Here is an 18347-nt window from a genome sequence, read left to right as displayed (position 1 = left end):
TATTTGAACAATCTAAAATATTTGTATTACCTGAAAAAAGGCAAAGGCAATGTCCGCGAGTAGTGAAAATTAAAGCACAAAAATATCCAAGAAAATGCCAGTCAATTTCTTAACTGACTGGCATTACCTGATATAGGGGCTTTGAAAATCTTTCTGAAATTAATATTTTACCCAAGTAACACTGCGACCAATTACTGATACCCCGACATAACCACGCAAGGTCAGACGTTTGCCATTAGCACTTAAGCGTGCTTTGCCTTTATAAACTTTGCCACTGATCGGATCAAGTACTTTGCCATCATGGTATTCACGCGGCTTTTTCGGATCTGCCTTAAAATCCCAGATAAATGGCAGGCCTAGAAAAGGCTTGTTCTTGAGCTGACCTGGACATTTATGACAGATCCCCATTTTTTCTGCGCCAGGCAAGCTGCGTGTTTCGACAATTACCCCTTCATAACTACCATCTGCTTTCTTGCGAATTTCCACATCCGCACGAGAATAGCCCGATTGATCATCGATGGTTTTCCATTTACCCAATAATGGATCTTCATAGGCAAAGGCCAAGCTAGAAACTGCGATTAAACTCATCCCCATTACTAGAGTATTCAATAATTTTCTCATAACATACCTGTTAAATTGATGATGTATTCATTTTAGAATTATTGCTCTAATTTATTTTAAAAGCATAATTAAATCAAGAGTATGAACTGTGCAGTCTTTCTCATAATTTTTTGAAAATGATGAATATTCAGGTTTTGTTAATGTGAATAATCTTATAATTTAACAGAGATTCTTAGATTGGATTCACAGGAGAGTTTGATTCAGGGAGTAGACGGCTTTTCTAATGTAGGGGAATACGCTTTGTTGAGCTCAGTCACCTAGATTTTAAAACATAAAAAAAGCATTCCTGGGAATGCTTTTAAACTTAAGGATTCGAACTGCTTAGCTCAGGTGTTTACCAAATAGGCCCAAGGCTTCTTCAGCCGTAAAGGTATATTGGCTATTACAGAACTGACAGTCCATCTCGATCGGATTCTGGAATTCCAGCGTTTCACGGATCGACTCTATTCCGATTTGCTGTAAAGCGACTGCACAACGCTCTTTAGAGCAGGTACAACCAAACTTCAACACTTCCGTATCTGGCAGACGCACTTCTTCTTCGTTATATAAACGGTACAGAATATCAGTGGCTTGCAAACCGACTAACTCTTCAGTTTTTAGAGTCTCTGTGAGCATGGTCAGACGTGGCCATAGATCTTCATCTACCCGGCGTTGTTCTTCTTCACTATTACGTGGTAATAACTGAATCAGTAAACCACCTGCACGCTGATGGTCACTTGCCAGTACAATACGCGTCGGAATCTGTGCAGAAAGGTCATAATACTGCATCAGACAGCCCGCCAGATTTTCTTTATCAAGGGGTACAATCCCCTGATAACGCTCACCAAATTCTGGTTCGATATTGATGAATAGAACCGGAGAGGTGAGTGATTTCAACACTGTACTACTGTCTTCACCGACCAGAAAGTGCGGATCTTCTTCATAGTCAGCCAGAGCGCGAACTTCACCCAAATGGTTACATTCAGCCATAGCCCATTTAAATGTGCCCGATGCCTGAATTTGCAGGCTGATACGCCCTTTAATCTTCAATGTGCTGGCCAGCAGTGCAGTGGCACTAAGCATTTCACCTAGCAGGATTTTAACTGCAGGCGCATAGTCACGTTGCGCTAAAATGGTTTGTAAAGCTTCTTCAAGATGCACCACTTCACCACGAACAGGGCTATCTTCAATAAAAAAGCGTTGGCGTAAATCAGACATAAAATTCTCCATAACCCTGCTTTAATGGTGTCATTATTGTAAAACACAAGTTAGGACAGTTCATCTCTTAACGTATCAATTCCTGCGCCGTTTGTATCCTGTTGCTGCTGTGCATCCTGTTTTTGTGCTTTATGGCGTTGATCCTGGGTAAACAGATGCTCCAGTTCAGCCAAACTGCTGCGCTGATTTTCATAATTTGGATGTTCATCCGGATCCAGATGATATTGGCTGTTGAGCAGCTTTTCATCCTGTTCACGGAAGTTTTGAATCTGTTGCTGGCTATTTTCGAGGTCAGGATTGAGCTGGCTTAGTAAGGCCTGACTGAGTTCTAAGGCGGAAAGATAAGTTTCACGCCAGATGTGTTTTACGCCCAAATCCTGCAAGAGATGCACATGATGCCGGTCACGGGCACGGACCCATAAACAGGTTTCAGGATAATTCAGCCGCAGATGTCGTACGACCAGCATTGAGTCTTCAATATCATCAATGGCGACAATCACCTGTTGTGCTGTGGCAATGCCGGTCTGTATCAAGGCTTCCGGTTCTGTTGCATCTGCCTGATAGAAAGGAATATCGTACTGCGCCAGAAGTTCAGTGGCTTGCACATTGCTGTCCACGACACTAAAAGCATGTTGCTGTTGCAGTAAAATCCGGGCGATGATCTGCCCGAACCGACCAAAGCCAATCAGCAAAATCGGTGTACTGGTTTGAGGATTGAGATCAGTTTCGAAGGTCGCTGCCAGATGATTATGACGATCCAGACGCGGTAAAATCTGGCTATGCAATAACCAATAAAATGCGGGGGTCAGCAGCAAGGAAAAACTCACCATCCAAAGCAAGGGAGACAGTAGATTGGCTGTAATAATCTGGTCGGATACCGCAATCACCAGTGCCAGTAAGGCAAATTCGCTGCCTTGCGCCAGGCTGGCTGCCAGCAAGCTACTGTTGCGCCAGCTATTTTGATGATAACGCGCCAATGCCAGGTTGATTGCAAACTTGCCCAAGATTAAAATGAGGGTGCCACCGAGAATCATCCAAGGGAAATTGAGCAGATCAGCTAAGTGCAGTGACATGCCCAGACTGATAAAGGCTAGGCCCATCAACAGACCCTGAAAAGGCCGAATCGCGCTTTCTACCGCAGGCCGGAAATCTGAATCTGCCAGTAAAATGCCGGCAAATAAGGCACCGAGAAATAGATTCAGGCCGAGGGTATTCATTAACACCAACAATGCCAAGGTCACCGCAATCGCTACAATCGCATGCAGTTCGTGACTGCCACTTTTAGCAATCCAGCGATACAACGGCTGCATCAAGTAACGATTACACAGGAACAGACCGCTTAACGTCGCGATGAGGGCAGCAAAGTAGGCCACGCCATGTTCGGTCGAGCGAATCCCGGCAAATAAGGGAATGGCTGCAATCACCAGAATGGCCAACAGAGCATGAATCAGCAGAATCGAATAGGCTTGCTGACCATAGCTGGTGGCGAACTGTTCCTGATGATTGAGATGTTGAATCACCAAAGTCATGGCAGACAAACTGCCGGCGAGTCCAATTACAATGCTGGCGATCAGGCTCTGTTGCAAAAAGCCCCAAGCCATCAGGCTGAAAATCAGGGTGCTGATTAGTACCTGTAAAGCAGCCATCATCCACAGGGAGGGATTAATCTGCACAATGCGTTGTGGTCTGAGTTGCAGGCCGATCCAGAACATCAGTGCCATCAGGCTGACTTGCATGAAACTACTCATGACTTCGGGTGTCTGAATCAGGTGCAAAAGGCTTGGACTTAAGATGATCCCTGTTAACAGATAGCCCAGCACACTTGGCAATCTGAGCCTTTTACTCAGTGGCACTATCAACAGTGCAATGACCAGAACCAGTGTTATTTGTAACAGTATCGACATTTTCCTGCCCTAAATTTATTCTTGATCCAGACTTGCAGTTTCGTATTCCAGATCGATCCTCAGGCGCAATATCTTTTAGCTCAGTTCCTGAGGGTCGATGTCCAGCGTGAGCTTCATGCTAGAAGGTTTGTCCTGCAGCATGTTTTGCCACCAGCTACGCACATAGTAATGCAAACGTGGACGATCCGCTGACAATAGCACCATATGCGACTGATAGCGTCCGGCCTTACGTTCCATTGGCGCAGGAATTGGTCCCCAGATGTCCAGCGCCAGATCAGGATATTGCCTGAGGAGTGCTGCATGTTTCTGTAAGAATTCGGTATTTTGTGCCTGATCCTTGGATTCACAGCGAATCAGGATGGCATAACGGTAGGGCGGCATTCTGGCCATCTGCCGTTCTTTTAAGGTTTGCCGGGCAAATACGCGATAATTTTCATTGACCAGGGTATTCAGCAGGGCATGATCAGGTCTGAGGGTCTGTAGGTAAACATCACCCTTATGTTCACCACGGCCTGCGCGGCCTGCCACCTGCACAATCAGTTGTGCAGTCCGTTCAGTAGCACGGAAATCCACACTGAGCAGACCGGAATCGATATCCAGAATCGCCACCAGCGTCACATAAGGAAAATGATGGCCTTTGGCCAGCATCTGGGTGCCAAGCAAAATGGCAGGTTCGCTTTTCTGAATCTTGTCATAGATTTTTTGCCAGCTGCCGACCCGACTGGTGGAATCGCGATCGACCCGAATCACCTCAAAATCCGGAAAGAGCTCATTCAGATGCTCTTCGACTTTGCCGGTGCCCATACCCAGTGTAACCAGTTCCTGATGCTGACATTGCGGGCAGTGTTCTGGCATGCGGTGAATAGTGCCGCAGTGATGGCAATGCAGATGCTGATAAGGCTGACGGTGTACAGTGAAGTTGGCATCACAGTGCGGACATTGTGCCTGCCAGCCGCAGCTGCCACAAATCAGAACGGGAGCATAGCCACGGCGGTTTAAAAAAATCAGCACCTGTTCCTTTTTCTCCAGACGCTTTTTGATGTCCTGAATCAATTGCAGGCTAATCCCATGCTGCTTCTGTGCGACTTTTAAATCCAGAATATGGATTTTGGGCATCAAGGCCGTACCGGCACGCTGGTTCAGCTCCAGTGCCTGCATCTTGCCATGTTGCACCAGTGCATAACTGTCAATGCTTGGCGTCGCTGATCCCAGTAGTACTGGACATTGCTGTAAATGGCCGCGGTAAAGGGCGACATCTCGGGCATGATAGCGGAAGCCTTCCTGCTGTTTAAAGGACAGGTCATGTTCTTCATCCAGAATGATCAGGCCCAGATTCGGCATGGGAGTATAAATGGCGGAACGTGTACCGAGTACGATTGAGGCTTTGCCGGTTTCTGCCGATTGCCAGGCTTGTAGCCGTTTGGAATCATTCAGGCCGGAGTGCAGCAGCGCAATATGGCAATGAAAACGGGACTGAAAACGGCTGATGGTTTGCGGCGTCAGGCCGATTTCCGGCACCAGCACCAGCACCTGTTTGCCCTGTTTCAGTACCTGCTCCATGATCTGCAAATATACTTCAGTTTTACCGCTACCGGTCAGACCATCCAGTAAAAAAGCCTGATATTGATTGCGATATTTTAATACCTGTTCGACTGCATGTTTTTGTTCAGGATTGGCAGTTAGCGGCATCTGTGCCAGCTGCATTGGCTGCGGACTGAAATCTTGTGGCTCCAGCACACAGGCGCAAATCTCTTTTTTCTCCAGTGCTTTTAAGGTCGCGGTTTCAATCCCGGCCATATTCAGCACATTTTCAGTAGTCCCGACCGGATGCAGTTTTAGAATCCGGTAGGCTTCCTGCTGCTTGTCCGAACGGCGTACTTTGGCCTCGGCATTAGTGTCCAGGAGCTTCCAGGTACGGGCCAGCAGGTTATAAGGCTTGCCCTGACGCAGTAGGGTCGGCAGGGCACTGTGGAAAACTTCACCGATCGGGAACTGGTAATACTGCGCTGACCATGTCAACAAACTTAAAACTTTGCCATCTATAATGGCGCGTTCATCGAGCAGTTCGGTCACAGCCTTAAGTTTAAAGCGCGGGTCGAGAGGAGTATCTGCGGACAGTTTTTCAATAATCACCCCGACCAGATTCTGCCGACCAAACGACACCAGTACGCGTGCCCCAATCTGTGCCTGTTCAAATTGTTCTGCACTCATCGTGTAATCAAAACAATCAAATACATGTACAGGTACAGCAATGCGTACGCGATAAAGTGGACTTGAATCGGTGTGAGAATTTTGCATATCTTGGGGTGGAGATCCTGAAGAAATTTCGTCGTGCTTAAAGTTCGATTATGTTAGAGTGAGCAGATAATTTATATCAAAGAATATGAATGATTTCGGTGGTCTGACGCAACAGCGTTAAGCAAAATTTTGGAAAATTAGAGCATTACAATGCCTGCATATCAGTTTATTGCGCTTGATGCTTCAGGAAAGCAGCAAAAAGGCGTGCTGGAGGGGGATTCTGCACGTCAGATCCGGCAACAATTACGGGATAAAGCACTTATTCCGGTCTCTGTTGATCCTGTTGAAAAAAAAGACCAGCAGCATCGTCGAAAATGGTTTGAAAAAAGCATCACCGCCTATGATCTGGCCCTCATGACCCGGCAATTATCCGTGCTGGTCGCTGCCGCGATTCCATTGGAAGAAGCCATCCGCGCCGTCGGCAAGCAAAGCGAAAAAGTGCATGTACAAAACCTGCTGATGTCGGTGCGCTCCAAGGTGCTGGAAGGGCATAGTCTGGCGCAGGGCTTGCAGCAATCCGGACGTTTTCCTGAACTGTATATTGCCACAATTGCCGCCGGTGAACGTTCCGGACATCTGGATCTGATTCTGGATCAGTTAGCCGACTATACCGAAAACCGGTTTGCCATGCAGAAAAAAATTCAGGGTGCAATGGTCTATCCGATTATCCTGATGCTGATGTCCTTTGCGATCGTGATGGGGCTGATGACCTATGTGGTGCCAGATATCGTCAAGACCTTTGACCAGAGTAAAGATGCCTTGCCGTGGATTACCGTGGCCTTGATGAAAGCCAGTGATTTTATCCGCATTGCTTGGCCATTTTTATTGATTGGTGGTGCTTTGGGGATTTTCCTGTTGGTCCGGTTTTTAAGAACCACCGCCGGGCATTATGCCTTTGACCGTCTGACCTTAAAATTACCTTTATTCGGCAAATTGTCACGCGGGATTAATGCCGCACGTTTTGCCAGTACCTTATCCATTTTGACCCAGTCTGGCGTGCCGCTGGTCGATGCGCTGCGCATTGGTGCTGCAGTCAGTAACAACTGGGTGATCCGGGATTCTGTCAATCTGGCAGCGGAAAAAGTCACTGAAGGTGGCAACCTGGCAACCCAACTGGAACGCAGTGGTTATTTCCCGCCGATGATGGTACAAATGATCAAAAGTGGTGAAGCATCCGGTGAACTGGACCGTATGCTGGAACGTGCTTCACAGATGCAGGATCGCGAAGTGACCACCCTGATTTCAACTTTACTGGCCTTGTTGGAACCTTTAATGCTGGTGTTGATGGCCAGTATTGTTCTGGTCATTGTGATAGCAGTGATGCTGCCAATTGTGAACATGAATAATATGATTTAAACAGAAACCAGTTAGAATTTTGTTGTGATCAAAATTCAAGTGGAAATTCTGAATGATGCAAATAAGTGAGAGAGATTGAATGAAAAGGAATCAATTAAATAAACAGACGGGCTTTACGTTAATCGAAGTCATGGTGGTGATTGTAATTCTCGGTGTGCTTGCTGCGCTGATCGTTCCGAACGTGATGGGACGTGGTGAAAAGGCCAAAGTCGATACCACCGTGATCAAGTTACAAAGCATTGCAGGTTCACTGGATCAATACAAGCTGGACAATGGCAAGTATCCAAGTATGCAGGAAGGTGGTCTGGATGCACTGGTGAATCAGCCAGCGACTGCAAAAAACTGGGTGCCGGGCGGTTATGTCAAAGGCGGTTTTCCAAAAGACAGCTGGGATAATGAACTGCAATATGTGATTCCGGGCACCGATGGTCGAAGCTTCGATCTGTATTCATTTGGTGCAGATGGTCAATCGGGTGGTGAAGGAACAGATGCCGATATTTATTATCAGCCTTAATTGAGAATCATTATAAATTCTCGATAGATGGCATATATCACTTCACTTAATAGGCTATTTCAATACGAAGTGAAGTGATAATAACTCTTAATTATTAAATATAATATAAGTTAATGATATTTATAATAATGAAATAATAAAATTGATATGCGAGTTATAATAAGAATTATTCCCATATTTATCTATTACAATTCTCGTAAAATATGAATAAACATACACTTTCTATTTATTTAAAAAAGCTCATAATGATCTGAATGGCACTTGACTCGCCAACGGAGAAGCACATGAAAGCATTTATCTTGGGAGATGAAATCAATCAATTTCATTGGTCGATGCTGAAATCTGTTCTTCTGGTTTTAAGCATGCTGCCGATCAGTCAGGGAATCGTCCATTTATGGCAGAGCACCGAAGGCAGCAGCCAGATTATGGTGGCTTTCTTTGCTATCAGCTTGATGAGCAGTTTATTGGCCTTGTGTTTCTGGTCAGCATTAAACGCGAGTGTAATCCGCATTCAGGCCGAACAAGGTTCAGCATTTGAGCAGACACTGGTTAGCCTGTATCGTCATGTGCCGATGCTGTCTCTTGCCAGCATGTTGTGTTATTTGGCTATACAATTTTAAGCTTGAAAGAGATGAAAAAACCGAGGCTATGACCTCGGTTTTTTATTGCCTTGAATGTTCCTCCCTTTCGTAAAGGGAGCTTAGGAGGGATTGATAAGATGCTATATTCAGGAATCCCCTAAGTCCCCCTTTGTAAAAGGGGTACTTGAAAAAATTACCGTCTAGATTTAAAGCTGACATCCACTTTGCGTGGACGGAAGCGCCATCCCATAAGCAAAAGCAGAACCGAGAAGATCATCACTGGCCAATCGCTGAGTTTCATATACAGCGTTTCACCCTGCATGGCTGGAAGTTCGCCACGTAATACTGCTTCCTGATCCATCGGAGCTTTTTTCACAATATGACCATTGTGATCAATAAACGCAGTTACACCAGTATTGGTCGCCCGAATAAACCAGCGGCCATTTTCTTTAGCACGCATTTGCACCATTTGCAGATGCTGTAACGGTCCTGCCGTGCCGGTAAACCAGGCATCATTAGACACAGTCACCAGAAAATCGCTTTGACTGGCATTGCGACGGGTCAAATTCGGGTAAGCCACTTCATAGCAAATTGCAGAACCCAATGGATGATTTTTCACATTTAATGGTTTTTGATGATCTGCGCCTCGGGTAAAACCGCTCATGGAAGGATCATTTTGTAGACCTGGCAATACCCAGCTCAACCAGCCTGATAAGGGAATATATTCACCAAAAGGAACCAGTCGTTGCTTCTTGTATAGCCCATCAGAATCATCGCCGCTGGCCATAATGCTATTGTAATATTTTGGATAGCCCGCAGCCTGTGATTCTGCTAAATCCCAATACGGAATGCCGGTCACCCAGGCCGTACCCGATTTTTCAGCCTGTACTTTCATGGCTTCCAGAAAGGCTTCAATATCAGTCTGGAACATGGGAATCGAAGACTCCGGCCAGACGATCAGATCGCGACCCCATTCGGTTTTACTCAAATTGGCATAAATCAATAAGGTCTTCACCTGATATTCAGTCAGCCATTTCAGGTCTTGCGGAATATTGCCCTGAATCAGGGAAACCGTTAAAGGTTTTTGATCTTTTTCCTCAACAAACGTCAGTTGTGCTGCGCCCCAGGCACCGAGTAACAAGATGGCGGAAGGAATGGCCCAGAACAGGCGTCTATTCAGGATCTCAACCAGCGCACAGGCCAGAATGATCACCACGAAAGATACCCCAAACACCCCGAATAATGGCGCATAAGCATCTAGGTAGCGTTCGGTAAAGGCATAACCAGCAAACAGCCATGGGAATCCGGTAAAGACCCAGGTCTTGGACCATTCAAACAGCACCCAGAGCGGGGCAAAGGTTAAAGGTGTTTCCGGGAAAAAGCGGCGATAGACAAACGTTTGAACGGCACTAAACAGACCCATCACCAGCGCCATAATCAGGATCATCACGACGCTGAGAAATGCACTGGTATCGCCATAGACATGAATTGAGGTATACAGCCAGAATGCGCCGACAAACCACAAGCCAATCCCATAAGCCCAGCCAATGCCAAAGGCCTGTTTTGCGCTACGTCCGCGCAGGCAAGCATAGAGCAGTGCTGGAGACAGAATCGCCAGCCACCAGTAATGATAAGGGGCTAGTGCCAAACTAAAGATAGCACCTGCAAATAAGGCAATTAAAACAGGATAGATTAGCGGCAAAGGTTTTTGCTGTTGAGACGAACTCAACAGCTTATCGAAATACGCTCTCATTGGCGCACGGCTCGAATTAGATGAATAGAGCGTGAATCCGCCTCAAGAATGGTAAATTGCCAGTTTTCCAGTTCAATGGTTTGACCTTCAAGGTCACTCACCAGACCAATTTCCTGTAATAACAAGCCGCCCATGGTTTCCACTTCATCATCAGGGAAAGTCGCATCCAGCATATTATTGAAATACTCAATCGGAGTCAGGGCTTGGACTACCCAGGTATTGGCGGTAGTCGGGTCGTTATCCGGAACAATGTAGTATGCTTCTTCGTCAGCATTGTCATGTTCATCTTCAATTTCACCGACAATTTCTTCCAGAATATCTTCCAGTGTCACCAGACCCGAAGTCGTACCGTATTCATCAATCACCACCGCAATATGCGTCTGGGTATTCTTTAACATGCGCAGCACCTGATCGGAGCGGGCACTTTCCGGAACAAACAAAGGTTGACGCATAAGCGCGCGAATATCGACTTTGGCCGTCGGCTCAGTCAGAAAAGGCAATAAATCCTTGGCCAATAGAATGCCCACCACATTGTCGGTCTGATCGGAAGAAAATACCGGAAAACGTGAATGCGCAGACTCGACGAGCACATGCAGGATATCCAGCAGTTGATCATCTTCCTGTAAGCTGATCATGGACGTGCGAGGCGTCATGACTTCACGAATTTTGGTTGCCGGGAGGTCAAGAACGCCCTCAAGCATGGCAACAGTATCGGGTTCTAAAAATCGACGTGAATCTTGTACTAATTTTAGCAGTTCGTCGCGAGTTTCGGGTGCAGTTCCCAGCCATTTGCGTAAGCCGCGCATACCCCACGACGGGCCTGATTCCTCGTGCATGATTTTTCCTGAAGACTCTTAATATCTAAAAAAACGTGGTTTTATCATACCGCAGAAAATACGCTTGTCTATTGTAAATATGATGCGCAGTCTTGATCGCGTGAGTCAGCGCTGATTTTAAAACTGGCCACGTATGCAAAGCAGCAATGTAATCGCAGCTTTATGCTAAAATATGGCGGTCTTTCCATCCTGAGTCTATCGATGTCTCCAACTGAAATTATTCCAAGTCTGCAATTGAATACCCGAGGTTTGCGTTGTCCTGAGCCAGTGATGATGTTGCATCAGGCGATCCGTAAATCCAAGGCAGGTGATGTGGTTGAGGTGTTTGCCACGGATAATTCAACGTCGTGGGATATTCCAAAATTCTGTATGCATTTGGGGCATGAGTTGCTATTGCAGGAAGAACGTCTGGATGAAAATGGCAATAAAGAATTTCATTATTTAGTGAAGAAAGGCGGCTAAAGAGATAAACGACAGATGAGCTCAATGATCTGTCCCTATTTAGGAAATAAAACTCCACAAATCTGTGAAATTAAATAGATGAATGGGCAAGAACTGAAATTTTAAATATTTATCCACAAATAAACCCGCTTAAAAGCGGGTTTATTTTTTATCTGATAATCAGATTAAATGTTCGGATATGAACAGCACTGCTGCGCAAGAACTATCCAAATTACATATTCGGGTAATTCGGACCACCACCACCTTCCGGTGTTACCCAAGTGATATTCTGGGAAGGATCCTTGATGTCACAGGTCTTGCAGTGCACACAATTGGCTGCATTGATCTGGAAACGCTTGGAACCGTCATTATTTTCCATAATTTCATAGACACCCGCCGGGCAGTAACGCTGCGCAGGCTCGTCCCATGTCGGCAGGTTGACTTCCACCGGAATAGAGGCATCGGTGAGTTTTAAATGCGCTGGCTGGTTTTCTTCATGGACCGTATTCGAGACAAACACTGAAGACAGACGGTCAAAGGTCAGCTTGCCATCCGGTTTTGGATAGTTTGGCTTGAAGCTTTCAGCCGCCTGGGTTTTCAACGCAGCATGATCCTGAACCAGATCGTGCAGGGTAAATGGCACTTTAAACACGTTCTGATCGATGAAGTTAAACGCGCCGCCGATCCATTGACCGAACTTGTGCATTGCCGGGCCAAAGTTACGCGAGTTATATAGCTCTTCTTTCAGCCAGCTGTTGTTGAACTTGTCGGTATACGCGGTCAGTTCTTTCACGAAGAAATCTTCACCTTCAGCCACACGTGCCACCGCCAGATCACCGCCTTTTTCTACACCGGCAGCTATCGCTTCAAAGACCGCTTCACCGCAGAGCATGCCGGATTTCATTGCCGTATGAGAACCCTTGATCTTGGCAAAGTTCAGGAAGCCGGCATCATCACCAATCAATGAGCCACCCGGGAAGGTGAATTTTGGTAGTGAGTTAAAACCACCTTTGGTCACAGCACGCGCACCATAAGAAATACGCTTACCACCTTCCAGATACTGCTTGATCAATGGATGGGTTTTCCAGCGCTGCATTTCCATGAAGGGATACATATGCGGGTTGGTGTAAGACAGATCTACGATCATGCCCAGAGTCACCTGGTTATTCTCAGCATGGTATAACCACCAGCCACCTGAAGAACCAGTTTCATTTAGTGGCCAGCCGGCACCATGCATGACCAGACCCGGTTTATGCTTGGCAGGATCGATTTCCCAAAGCTCTTTAATGCCGATACCGTAGTGTTGCGGATCAGCGTCCTTGTCCAGGTTGAACTTCTGGATCAGACGTTTACCTAAGTGACCACGACAGCCTTCAGCGAAAATTGTGTATTTGGCATGCAGTTCATAACCCGGGGTAAAGTTATGCGTTGGTTCGCCATCTTTACCAATACCCATATCACCGGTTTGGATGCCTTTGACTGTACCATCGGCATGATACAGAATTTCAGACGCGGCAAAGCCCGGAAAGATCGACACTTCCAGTTCTTCCGCTTTCTGGCCTAACCAGCGCACCACATTGCCGAGCGAGATGACATAGTTGCCATCGTTATGCATGGTTTTAGGCACCATCCAGTGCGGTGCTTCCTGTGATTTTTCATCTGACAGCAGGAAGAAGGTTTTATCTTCAGTCACCGGGACATTCAGCGGGGCACCCTGTTCTTTCCAGTCCGGGAACAGCTCGTTTATGGCACGCGGTTCAAGTACAGCACCAGACAGAATATGCGCACCGACTTCGGAGCCTTTTTCTACGACACAAACGGACAAATCGTTTAAGTTGTTTTCAATTGCAAGTTGACGGATTTTGATCGCAGCAGAAAGACCCGCAGGGCCTGCGCCTACGATGACGACGTCAAACTCCATCGATTCACGTTCGATGTGTTCCATGTAGGACTCCTCATATTACTATTCGGTGGCAACCATAATCATATGATTGGGTGCTGCCATAAGTGTTCTTGGTTCCTAGACACAAAAATGCTGGTGTCTTTGATAATCTGGGCTAGTATAGTTTTAAAGCCGGTTTTAGCCAATTGGCTGAAACATATTATTTTTCCGTCATTAAGGTCTTCTTTTATGGATAAGCCAGTACCCAGCACAAATCCGACGAAAAAAGTAACTTATCCCGATGATAAAAATTTAATGGATATCGCACAATACTTAAAAGATGCACAGGGCAGTCACAAAAGGTCAATACCCCCTTTGGAGCAATGGCAGCCAAAGCATTGTGGCACAATGGATCTCAAGGTTTTAGCCAACGGCGAATGGTGGCACGAAGGTCAATTGATCAAGCGTCAGCCGATGATTGACCTGTTTGCAACGGTGCTCTGGAAAGAAAACGATAAATTCTATCTAAAAACACCAGTAGAAATGATTGAAATCGAAGTTGAAGATGAACCTTTATTTGTCAATCAGGTCGATCAGGTTGAAATTAATGGAAGGATTTATCTGCAACTGGGCACGACCACGCAAGACCTGATTGTTGTTGATGCTGAACATCCAATCTTTATGCGTGAATATAAAGGTGAGTTGAGGCCTTATGTGCATGTGCGTTTTGGGATTAATGCACTGATTCAGCGTGCGGCATTTTTACATCTGGTCGAGATGGGAGAGCTTGATGAAAATCCGGCAGGCGAAACCGTTTTAAGTTTGAAAAGTGGTGATTTAGACTTGCATTTGAGCACCTGAGGTTTAAGCTTGAACGCTAGAAATTTCAAACAAGCCACCTGCAACGTTATGAGCGCTATTCAACCAATTTCCCAGCTATTAGACTCGATGCCCAATGCCACGGCAGATGCGCCTATTGGCATTTTTGACTCAGGCGTAGGCGGCTTGTCAGTCGCCCTGGAAATTGCCCGTCATTTGCCTAATGAGCGCTTTGTCTATTATGCGGATACTGCGCATGTGCCTTATGGTCCGAGAGATGATCAGGAAATTCGTGCCTTGACGGCTCAGGCGATTGAATGGCTTTATCGTCAAGGTTGTAAAGTTGCGGTGGTGGCTTGTAATACCGCTTCCGCTTTTAGTCTGGATTATTTGCGTGACTATTATGGTGAAAACTTTCCGATTATCGGTTTAGTACCCGCGCTTAAACCGGCGGTCCTGAATACCCAGTCGAAAACGGTGGCGGTATTGGCCACGCCCGCGACCTTCCGCGGCCAACTGATTAAAGATGTCATTTCCCGTTTTGCCGAACCGGCTCAAGTCAAAGTCCTGCCTGTGACCAGTCTGGATCTGGTGCCTTTTGTTGAGGCTGGGGAGCAGATGAGTGCAGCCTGTTTGCAGACATTAAAAGAGATTTTACAACCAGTTGTAGATCAGGGCGCTGATTATTTAGTGTTAGGATGTACACATTACCCCTTCCTAAAATCGTCAATTCAGTATATTTTTGGTCAAAAGCTGACATTAATTGACTCAGGATTCGCGGTTGCAAGACAAACGGCCCGAATTTTAATTAAAAATGGGTTATTATTTGAGCATAAGTCTAAAGAAAGCGTGAAAATTGAATTGGTGGTGAGTGGGCAGAATGCTGAACAGCTCCGACCGATTTTGCAGCACCTGATTCCGGCCGATTTAAAATGGCAGGTCAGTAATATGAGTGCAGTTTAAAACTCATTTTTATAATTTAAGAAGAAAGATATTTTGATTTTGGGGTGGCCATATTGGGTAAAGAAGCATGTGATAATGCATTTTTACGCAAATGTACAGGAGAAGAGGATAGCCCATGCTGGATAAACGGTACCAAGTGTTCATCTCAACCTCTGGGGCAGAAATGCAACCGGAGCGTATCATTCTGTCTCAAACACTGGTAGGAATGGGGTTTTTCTCGTGGGGACTGGAACAGCGTACACCGCTGAATACTGCATTTGCACGCCGCCAGATTGATGACTGTGATTATGTCGTGATTCTGCTGGGAAGCCAGTATGGAGAGCAGTCGGTATCGGGTGTTGGCTATATGCATCTCGAATATATTTATGCAGTGACCAAGCAAAAACCGATTATTGTGTTTATGCATGATGATCCGGCATCACGTGAAAGTGCATTGCATGATGCCAAACCGGAATTACAGGAAAAATTCAAGGAATTCCGTCAACTATTACAGCAGGAAGTCGATCAGGTCTTTACTTACCGCAGCCTGCGCGATCTGGAAATGGCAGTGCGTTTTAACATGCCGCAAATGCTGGAGCGCTATCCGGTGACCGGCTGGGTGCGTCCGCAAAATACCCAGGCGCTGCATGACGAGATTGACCAGCTTAAAGCCAAAGTGGCTCAACTGGAACGTGATGGCGGAACTGCAGAAGTTGATCCATTCCTGAGCTTGCCCAAAGTAGCGATGCATGAAATTTTTTCTTTTGAATACCGGATGCATGCTTATCAGGATGGTAACTTCAAGGAAATCAAAGTCCAGAAGAAACTGACTTGGGCGCAATTGTTGGCGTTGCTGGGCTCCACCTTTTTCAATCCGACCCCTGAGGAATTTTTCTCGAAGCGCATGAATGAATATCTGAATGAAACCGGTTTGCAGGATGCACGGGTACAGATGCCGCGTGCACATGCAGTGGCGCGTGCCCAGATGAATATCCGTGCCTTGCATAGTTTAAAAATTCAAATGCGCCAGAATGACTGGATTGTGCCATCCGGTCGTGATGACCGACAGCGCATGCTGTGGCAGATCACGCCAAAAGCGCAAAAGTTGCTGGACAGCAGCTTGCTGGATTTAGATCGCACTTTTCAATATAAGTCAGCGTATTAATCCATAGAGAGAATAAATAAAAAGCTGTTAAAGTACAGGGGTTGATATCCTGACGGACGAACTGAATGTATTCTCCTGCTAAAGCGAAAGTGACGATTATATTGGCAAACTTGGGCACACCAGATGAGCCTACGATTCCAGCGGTACGCCGTTTCCTCAAGCAGTTTTTATCTGATCAGCGTGTGATTGAAATTCCCAAACCGATCTGGCAAATCATTCTGCGCTTATTCATTTTGCCCTTCCGTCCAAAGCGGGTAGCACAGGCCTATGCGCAAGTATGGGGACAGGATTCGCCGATGCGTGAAATTCTGTTTGAGCAGGTCGCAGCAGTCAAGACGCATCTCACCCAGCTGTATCCACAGTTTGAGCTGAATGTGGTGCCTGCCATGACTTATGGCAATCCCAACATTCAGGATGTCTTGGCACAAGTCTCCGCGCAGCCACAGGAACACGTGATTCTATTTCCCCTGTTTCCCCAATATTCAGCCACGTCGACCGCACCTCTATACGATGCTGTGGCGAAATGGGTGGTTAAACAGCGCAATTTACCCGGTTTGACAGTGATCCGGGATTATTATCAACATCCTTTATTTATCCAGTCGCTGGCTCAAAGTGTACGGGACTATCAGGCAATTCATGGTCAGCCAGAGAAATTGTTGATGTCTTTCCACGGTATTCCACAGCCCTATGCTGATAAAGGCGATCCTTATGCCGACCGTTGCCGCATAACTGGCAAGCTGTTGGCTAAAGCCTTGTGTTTAAGCGAAGATCAATATGCGATCAGCTTCCAGTCGCGGTTTGGCAAACAGGAATGGATCAAGCCCTATACCGATGTTTTGCTTGAAGATTGGGCTAAGCAGGGGGTGAAATCAATTCAAGTAATGAGTCCAGCATTTTCCGCGGACTGTCTGGAAACGCTTGAAGAGCTGGCAATCGAAAATGCCGAGATTTTTAAAGCACTCGGCGGTGAAAGCTATAGTTACATTCCGGCATTAAATAGCCGTGAAGATCATTTGCGATTGCTCAATAGTCTGCTTCAGGCTAATCTGGATGCATTGACACAGACACTTACCCATTAACTTGCCCGAGGTTTTTCACCCCATGTTACAAGTCAAAATTGTTCCAGTTACTGCATTTCAGCAAAACTGTTCCATCGTTTGGGATACGGAAACTAAAGAAGCCATTTTGATTGATGCTGGGGGCGAACCTGAAAAACTGAAAGCTGAAGTTGAAGCGCTGGGTTTAACGGTTAAAGCCTTGTGGCTCACTCATGGCCATCTGGATCATGCGGGTGCGGTGGGTGCGTTAAAAAAGGCTTGGGATGTACCGGTGATTGGACCGCATAAGGAAGATGCATTCTGGCTCGACATGATTCAGGAAGTTTCTGCACGTTATGGCTTCCCGATTCCGGAAAAAGTCGAAGTGACCCAATGGCTGGAAGGTGGAGAAGTGCTCAAACTCGGCAATGAAGAATTTGAAGTGCGTTTTGCTCCAGGCCATACGCCAGGTCATGTGATGTTCTATAACAAAAATTATGACTTGTTATGGACAGGGGATGTATTGTTTAAAGGTTCAATTGGCCGGACTGATTTCCCGCGTGGCAACCATCAGCAGCTCTTAGATTCCATTCAGAGAGAATGTTTTAGTCTGCCGGATGAAACTCAATTCATTTCAGGACATGGATCGATCAGCACCATTGGTTTTGAAAAGCAGCATAATCCTTTTGTTGCAGGTAAAGCGGGTTAAAAGCGTAAATAAAAGACCAACATAGTTTGGTCTTTTATTTTTATTCTGAAAAGGGATTATTGCGAAGTTGTCGCGTTTGCATGTGTATGAGCCAAGCGGCAAAAGCAAAAAGCACACCCAATACAATAAATAAACTATCTTGTTGGAAAATGCCGACTCCCAAAGAAAGAAGTGCGAGTAGACCGACCCCAATTAATATGACTCTTAAAATAATATAACCCATATTATTGCTCTAAAAATAATGTGAAAATTTAGAGTAGAACAATAATACTAAGGCTTTATGAATGATGTT

17 protein-coding genes are annotated in these 18347 nt (G+C 46.0%); 9 read left to right on the top strand and 8 right to left on the bottom strand.

Annotation, left to right across the window (positions count from 1 at the left end; all coding sequences use genetic code 11):
* Positions 1 to 159: 159 nt before the first annotated feature.
* From FTT86_RS07765 to FTT86_RS07750, 4 genes are all read right to left on the bottom strand, one after another.
* Positions 160 to 621 carry a DUF2147 domain-containing protein gene (locus FTT86_RS07765; RefSeq protein ID WP_148334810.1) on the bottom strand — a complete coding sequence of 154 codons (462 nt, stop codon included), beginning with the start codon at positions 619 to 621 and terminating at the stop codon, positions 160 to 162.
* A 321-nt stretch (positions 622 to 942) separates the two neighbouring features.
* Positions 943 to 1818 carry an Hsp33 family molecular chaperone HslO gene (locus FTT86_RS07760; RefSeq protein ID WP_004278571.1) on the bottom strand — a complete coding sequence of 292 codons (876 nt, stop codon included), beginning with the start codon at positions 1816 to 1818 and terminating at the stop codon, positions 943 to 945.
* A 50-nt stretch (positions 1819 to 1868) separates the two neighbouring features.
* Positions 1869 to 3722, bottom strand: a complete 1854-nt coding sequence (locus FTT86_RS07755) for a cation:proton antiporter (RefSeq protein ID WP_180180941.1) — start codon at positions 3720 to 3722, stop codon at positions 1869 to 1871.
* Positions 3723 to 3797: 75 nt separating this feature from the next.
* On the bottom strand, positions 3798 to 6020 hold the full coding sequence (locus tag FTT86_RS07750) for a primosomal protein N' (RefSeq protein ID WP_180180940.1): 2223 nt from the start codon (positions 6018 to 6020) through the stop codon (positions 3798 to 3800).
* 150 nt (positions 6021 to 6170) lie between these two features.
* On the opposite strand from FTT86_RS07750, the gene gspF reads away from it, so the two are divergent.
* The 3 genes from gspF to FTT86_RS07735 all read left to right on the top strand — a co-directional run bounded on the left by gspF (position 6171) and on the right by FTT86_RS07735 (position 8510).
* Entirely contained in the window at positions 6171 to 7376 is a 1206-nt protein-coding gene (gene gspF / locus FTT86_RS07745; protein WP_004729358.1) for a type II secretion system inner membrane protein GspF, read from the top strand.
* A 79-nt stretch (positions 7377 to 7455) separates the two neighbouring features.
* On the top strand, positions 7456 to 7890 hold the full coding sequence (gene gspG / locus FTT86_RS07740; protein WP_004278567.1) for a type II secretion system major pseudopilin GspG: 435 nt from the start codon (positions 7456 to 7458) through the stop codon (positions 7888 to 7890).
* A 284-nt stretch (positions 7891 to 8174) separates the two neighbouring features.
* The gene (locus FTT86_RS07735; RefSeq protein ID WP_180087197.1) at positions 8175 to 8510 is read left to right on the top strand and encodes a hypothetical protein; all 336 of its coding nucleotides are present in this window, start codon (positions 8175 to 8177) and stop codon (positions 8508 to 8510) included.
* A 154-nt stretch (positions 8511 to 8664) separates the two neighbouring features.
* On the opposite strand, the gene lnt is transcribed toward FTT86_RS07735, so the two are convergent.
* Together lnt and FTT86_RS07725 are read right to left on the bottom strand one after the other, a co-directional pair.
* Positions 8665 to 10224, bottom strand: a complete 1560-nt coding sequence (gene lnt / locus FTT86_RS07730; protein WP_180087198.1) for an apolipoprotein N-acyltransferase — start codon at positions 10222 to 10224, stop codon at positions 8665 to 8667.
* Positions 10221 to 11060, bottom strand: a complete 840-nt coding sequence (locus FTT86_RS07725) for an HlyC/CorC family transporter (protein WP_004278564.1) — start codon at positions 11058 to 11060, stop codon at positions 10221 to 10223. The genes lnt and FTT86_RS07725 overlap by 4 nt, the downstream gene beginning before the upstream one ends.
* 201 nt (positions 11061 to 11261) lie before the next feature.
* Between FTT86_RS07725 and tusA the strand changes: the two genes are divergently transcribed.
* Positions 11262 to 11522 (top strand): sulfurtransferase TusA, encoded by a 261-nt coding sequence (gene tusA / locus FTT86_RS07720; RefSeq protein ID WP_004729361.1) that lies wholly within the window; start codon positions 11262 to 11264, stop codon positions 11520 to 11522.
* A gap of 211 nt (positions 11523 to 11733) precedes the next feature.
* Here tusA and FTT86_RS07715 read toward each other — a convergent pair whose 3' ends face one another.
* On the bottom strand, positions 11734 to 13446 hold the full coding sequence (locus FTT86_RS07715) for an electron transfer flavoprotein-ubiquinone oxidoreductase (protein ID WP_180180939.1): 1713 nt from the start codon (positions 13444 to 13446) through the stop codon (positions 11734 to 11736).
* A gap of 186 nt (positions 13447 to 13632) precedes the next feature.
* Between FTT86_RS07715 and FTT86_RS07710 the strand changes: the two genes are divergently transcribed.
* The 5 genes from FTT86_RS07710 (at position 13633) to FTT86_RS07690 (ending at position 18055) form a co-directional block, all read left to right on the top strand.
* On the top strand, positions 13633 to 14244 hold the full coding sequence (locus tag FTT86_RS07710; protein WP_180087200.1) for a DUF1285 domain-containing protein: 612 nt from the start codon (positions 13633 to 13635) through the stop codon (positions 14242 to 14244).
* A 48-nt stretch (positions 14245 to 14292) separates the two neighbouring features.
* Positions 14293 to 15165, top strand: coding sequence for a glutamate racemase (gene murI / locus FTT86_RS07705; RefSeq protein WP_005108030.1), 873 nt, complete (start codon positions 14293 to 14295; stop codon positions 15163 to 15165).
* Between the two features lie 115 nt (positions 15166 to 15280).
* Complete coding sequence (locus FTT86_RS07700; protein ID WP_180180938.1) at positions 15281 to 16309, top strand: DUF4062 domain-containing protein; 1029 nt, start codon at positions 15281 to 15283, stop codon at positions 16307 to 16309.
* Positions 16310 to 16374: 65 nt separating this feature from the next.
* Positions 16375 to 17388 (top strand): ferrochelatase, encoded by a 1014-nt coding sequence (hemH, locus tag FTT86_RS07695; RefSeq protein ID WP_180087201.1) that lies wholly within the window; start codon positions 16375 to 16377, stop codon positions 17386 to 17388.
* 22 nt (positions 17389 to 17410) lie between these two features.
* A complete protein-coding gene (locus FTT86_RS07690) occupies positions 17411 to 18055 on the top strand; it encodes an MBL fold metallo-hydrolase (RefSeq protein ID WP_005108027.1) in 645 nt (214 codons plus the stop codon).
* Positions 18056 to 18095: 40 nt separating this feature from the next.
* On the opposite strand, the gene FTT86_RS07685 is transcribed toward FTT86_RS07690, so the two are convergent.
* On the bottom strand, positions 18096 to 18278 hold the full coding sequence (locus tag FTT86_RS07685; RefSeq protein ID WP_004278555.1) for a hypothetical protein: 183 nt from the start codon (positions 18276 to 18278) through the stop codon (positions 18096 to 18098).
* Positions 18279 to 18347: the final 69 nt, after the last annotated feature.

The sequence above is a fragment of the Acinetobacter sp. YH01021 genome (genome assembly GCF_013420255.1).
Taxonomy (GTDB): Bacteria; Pseudomonadota; Gammaproteobacteria; order Pseudomonadales; family Moraxellaceae; genus Acinetobacter.
The sequence above is the reverse complement of the archived record's forward strand: the minus strand, read 5'-3'. Positions and strand labels throughout refer to the sequence as shown.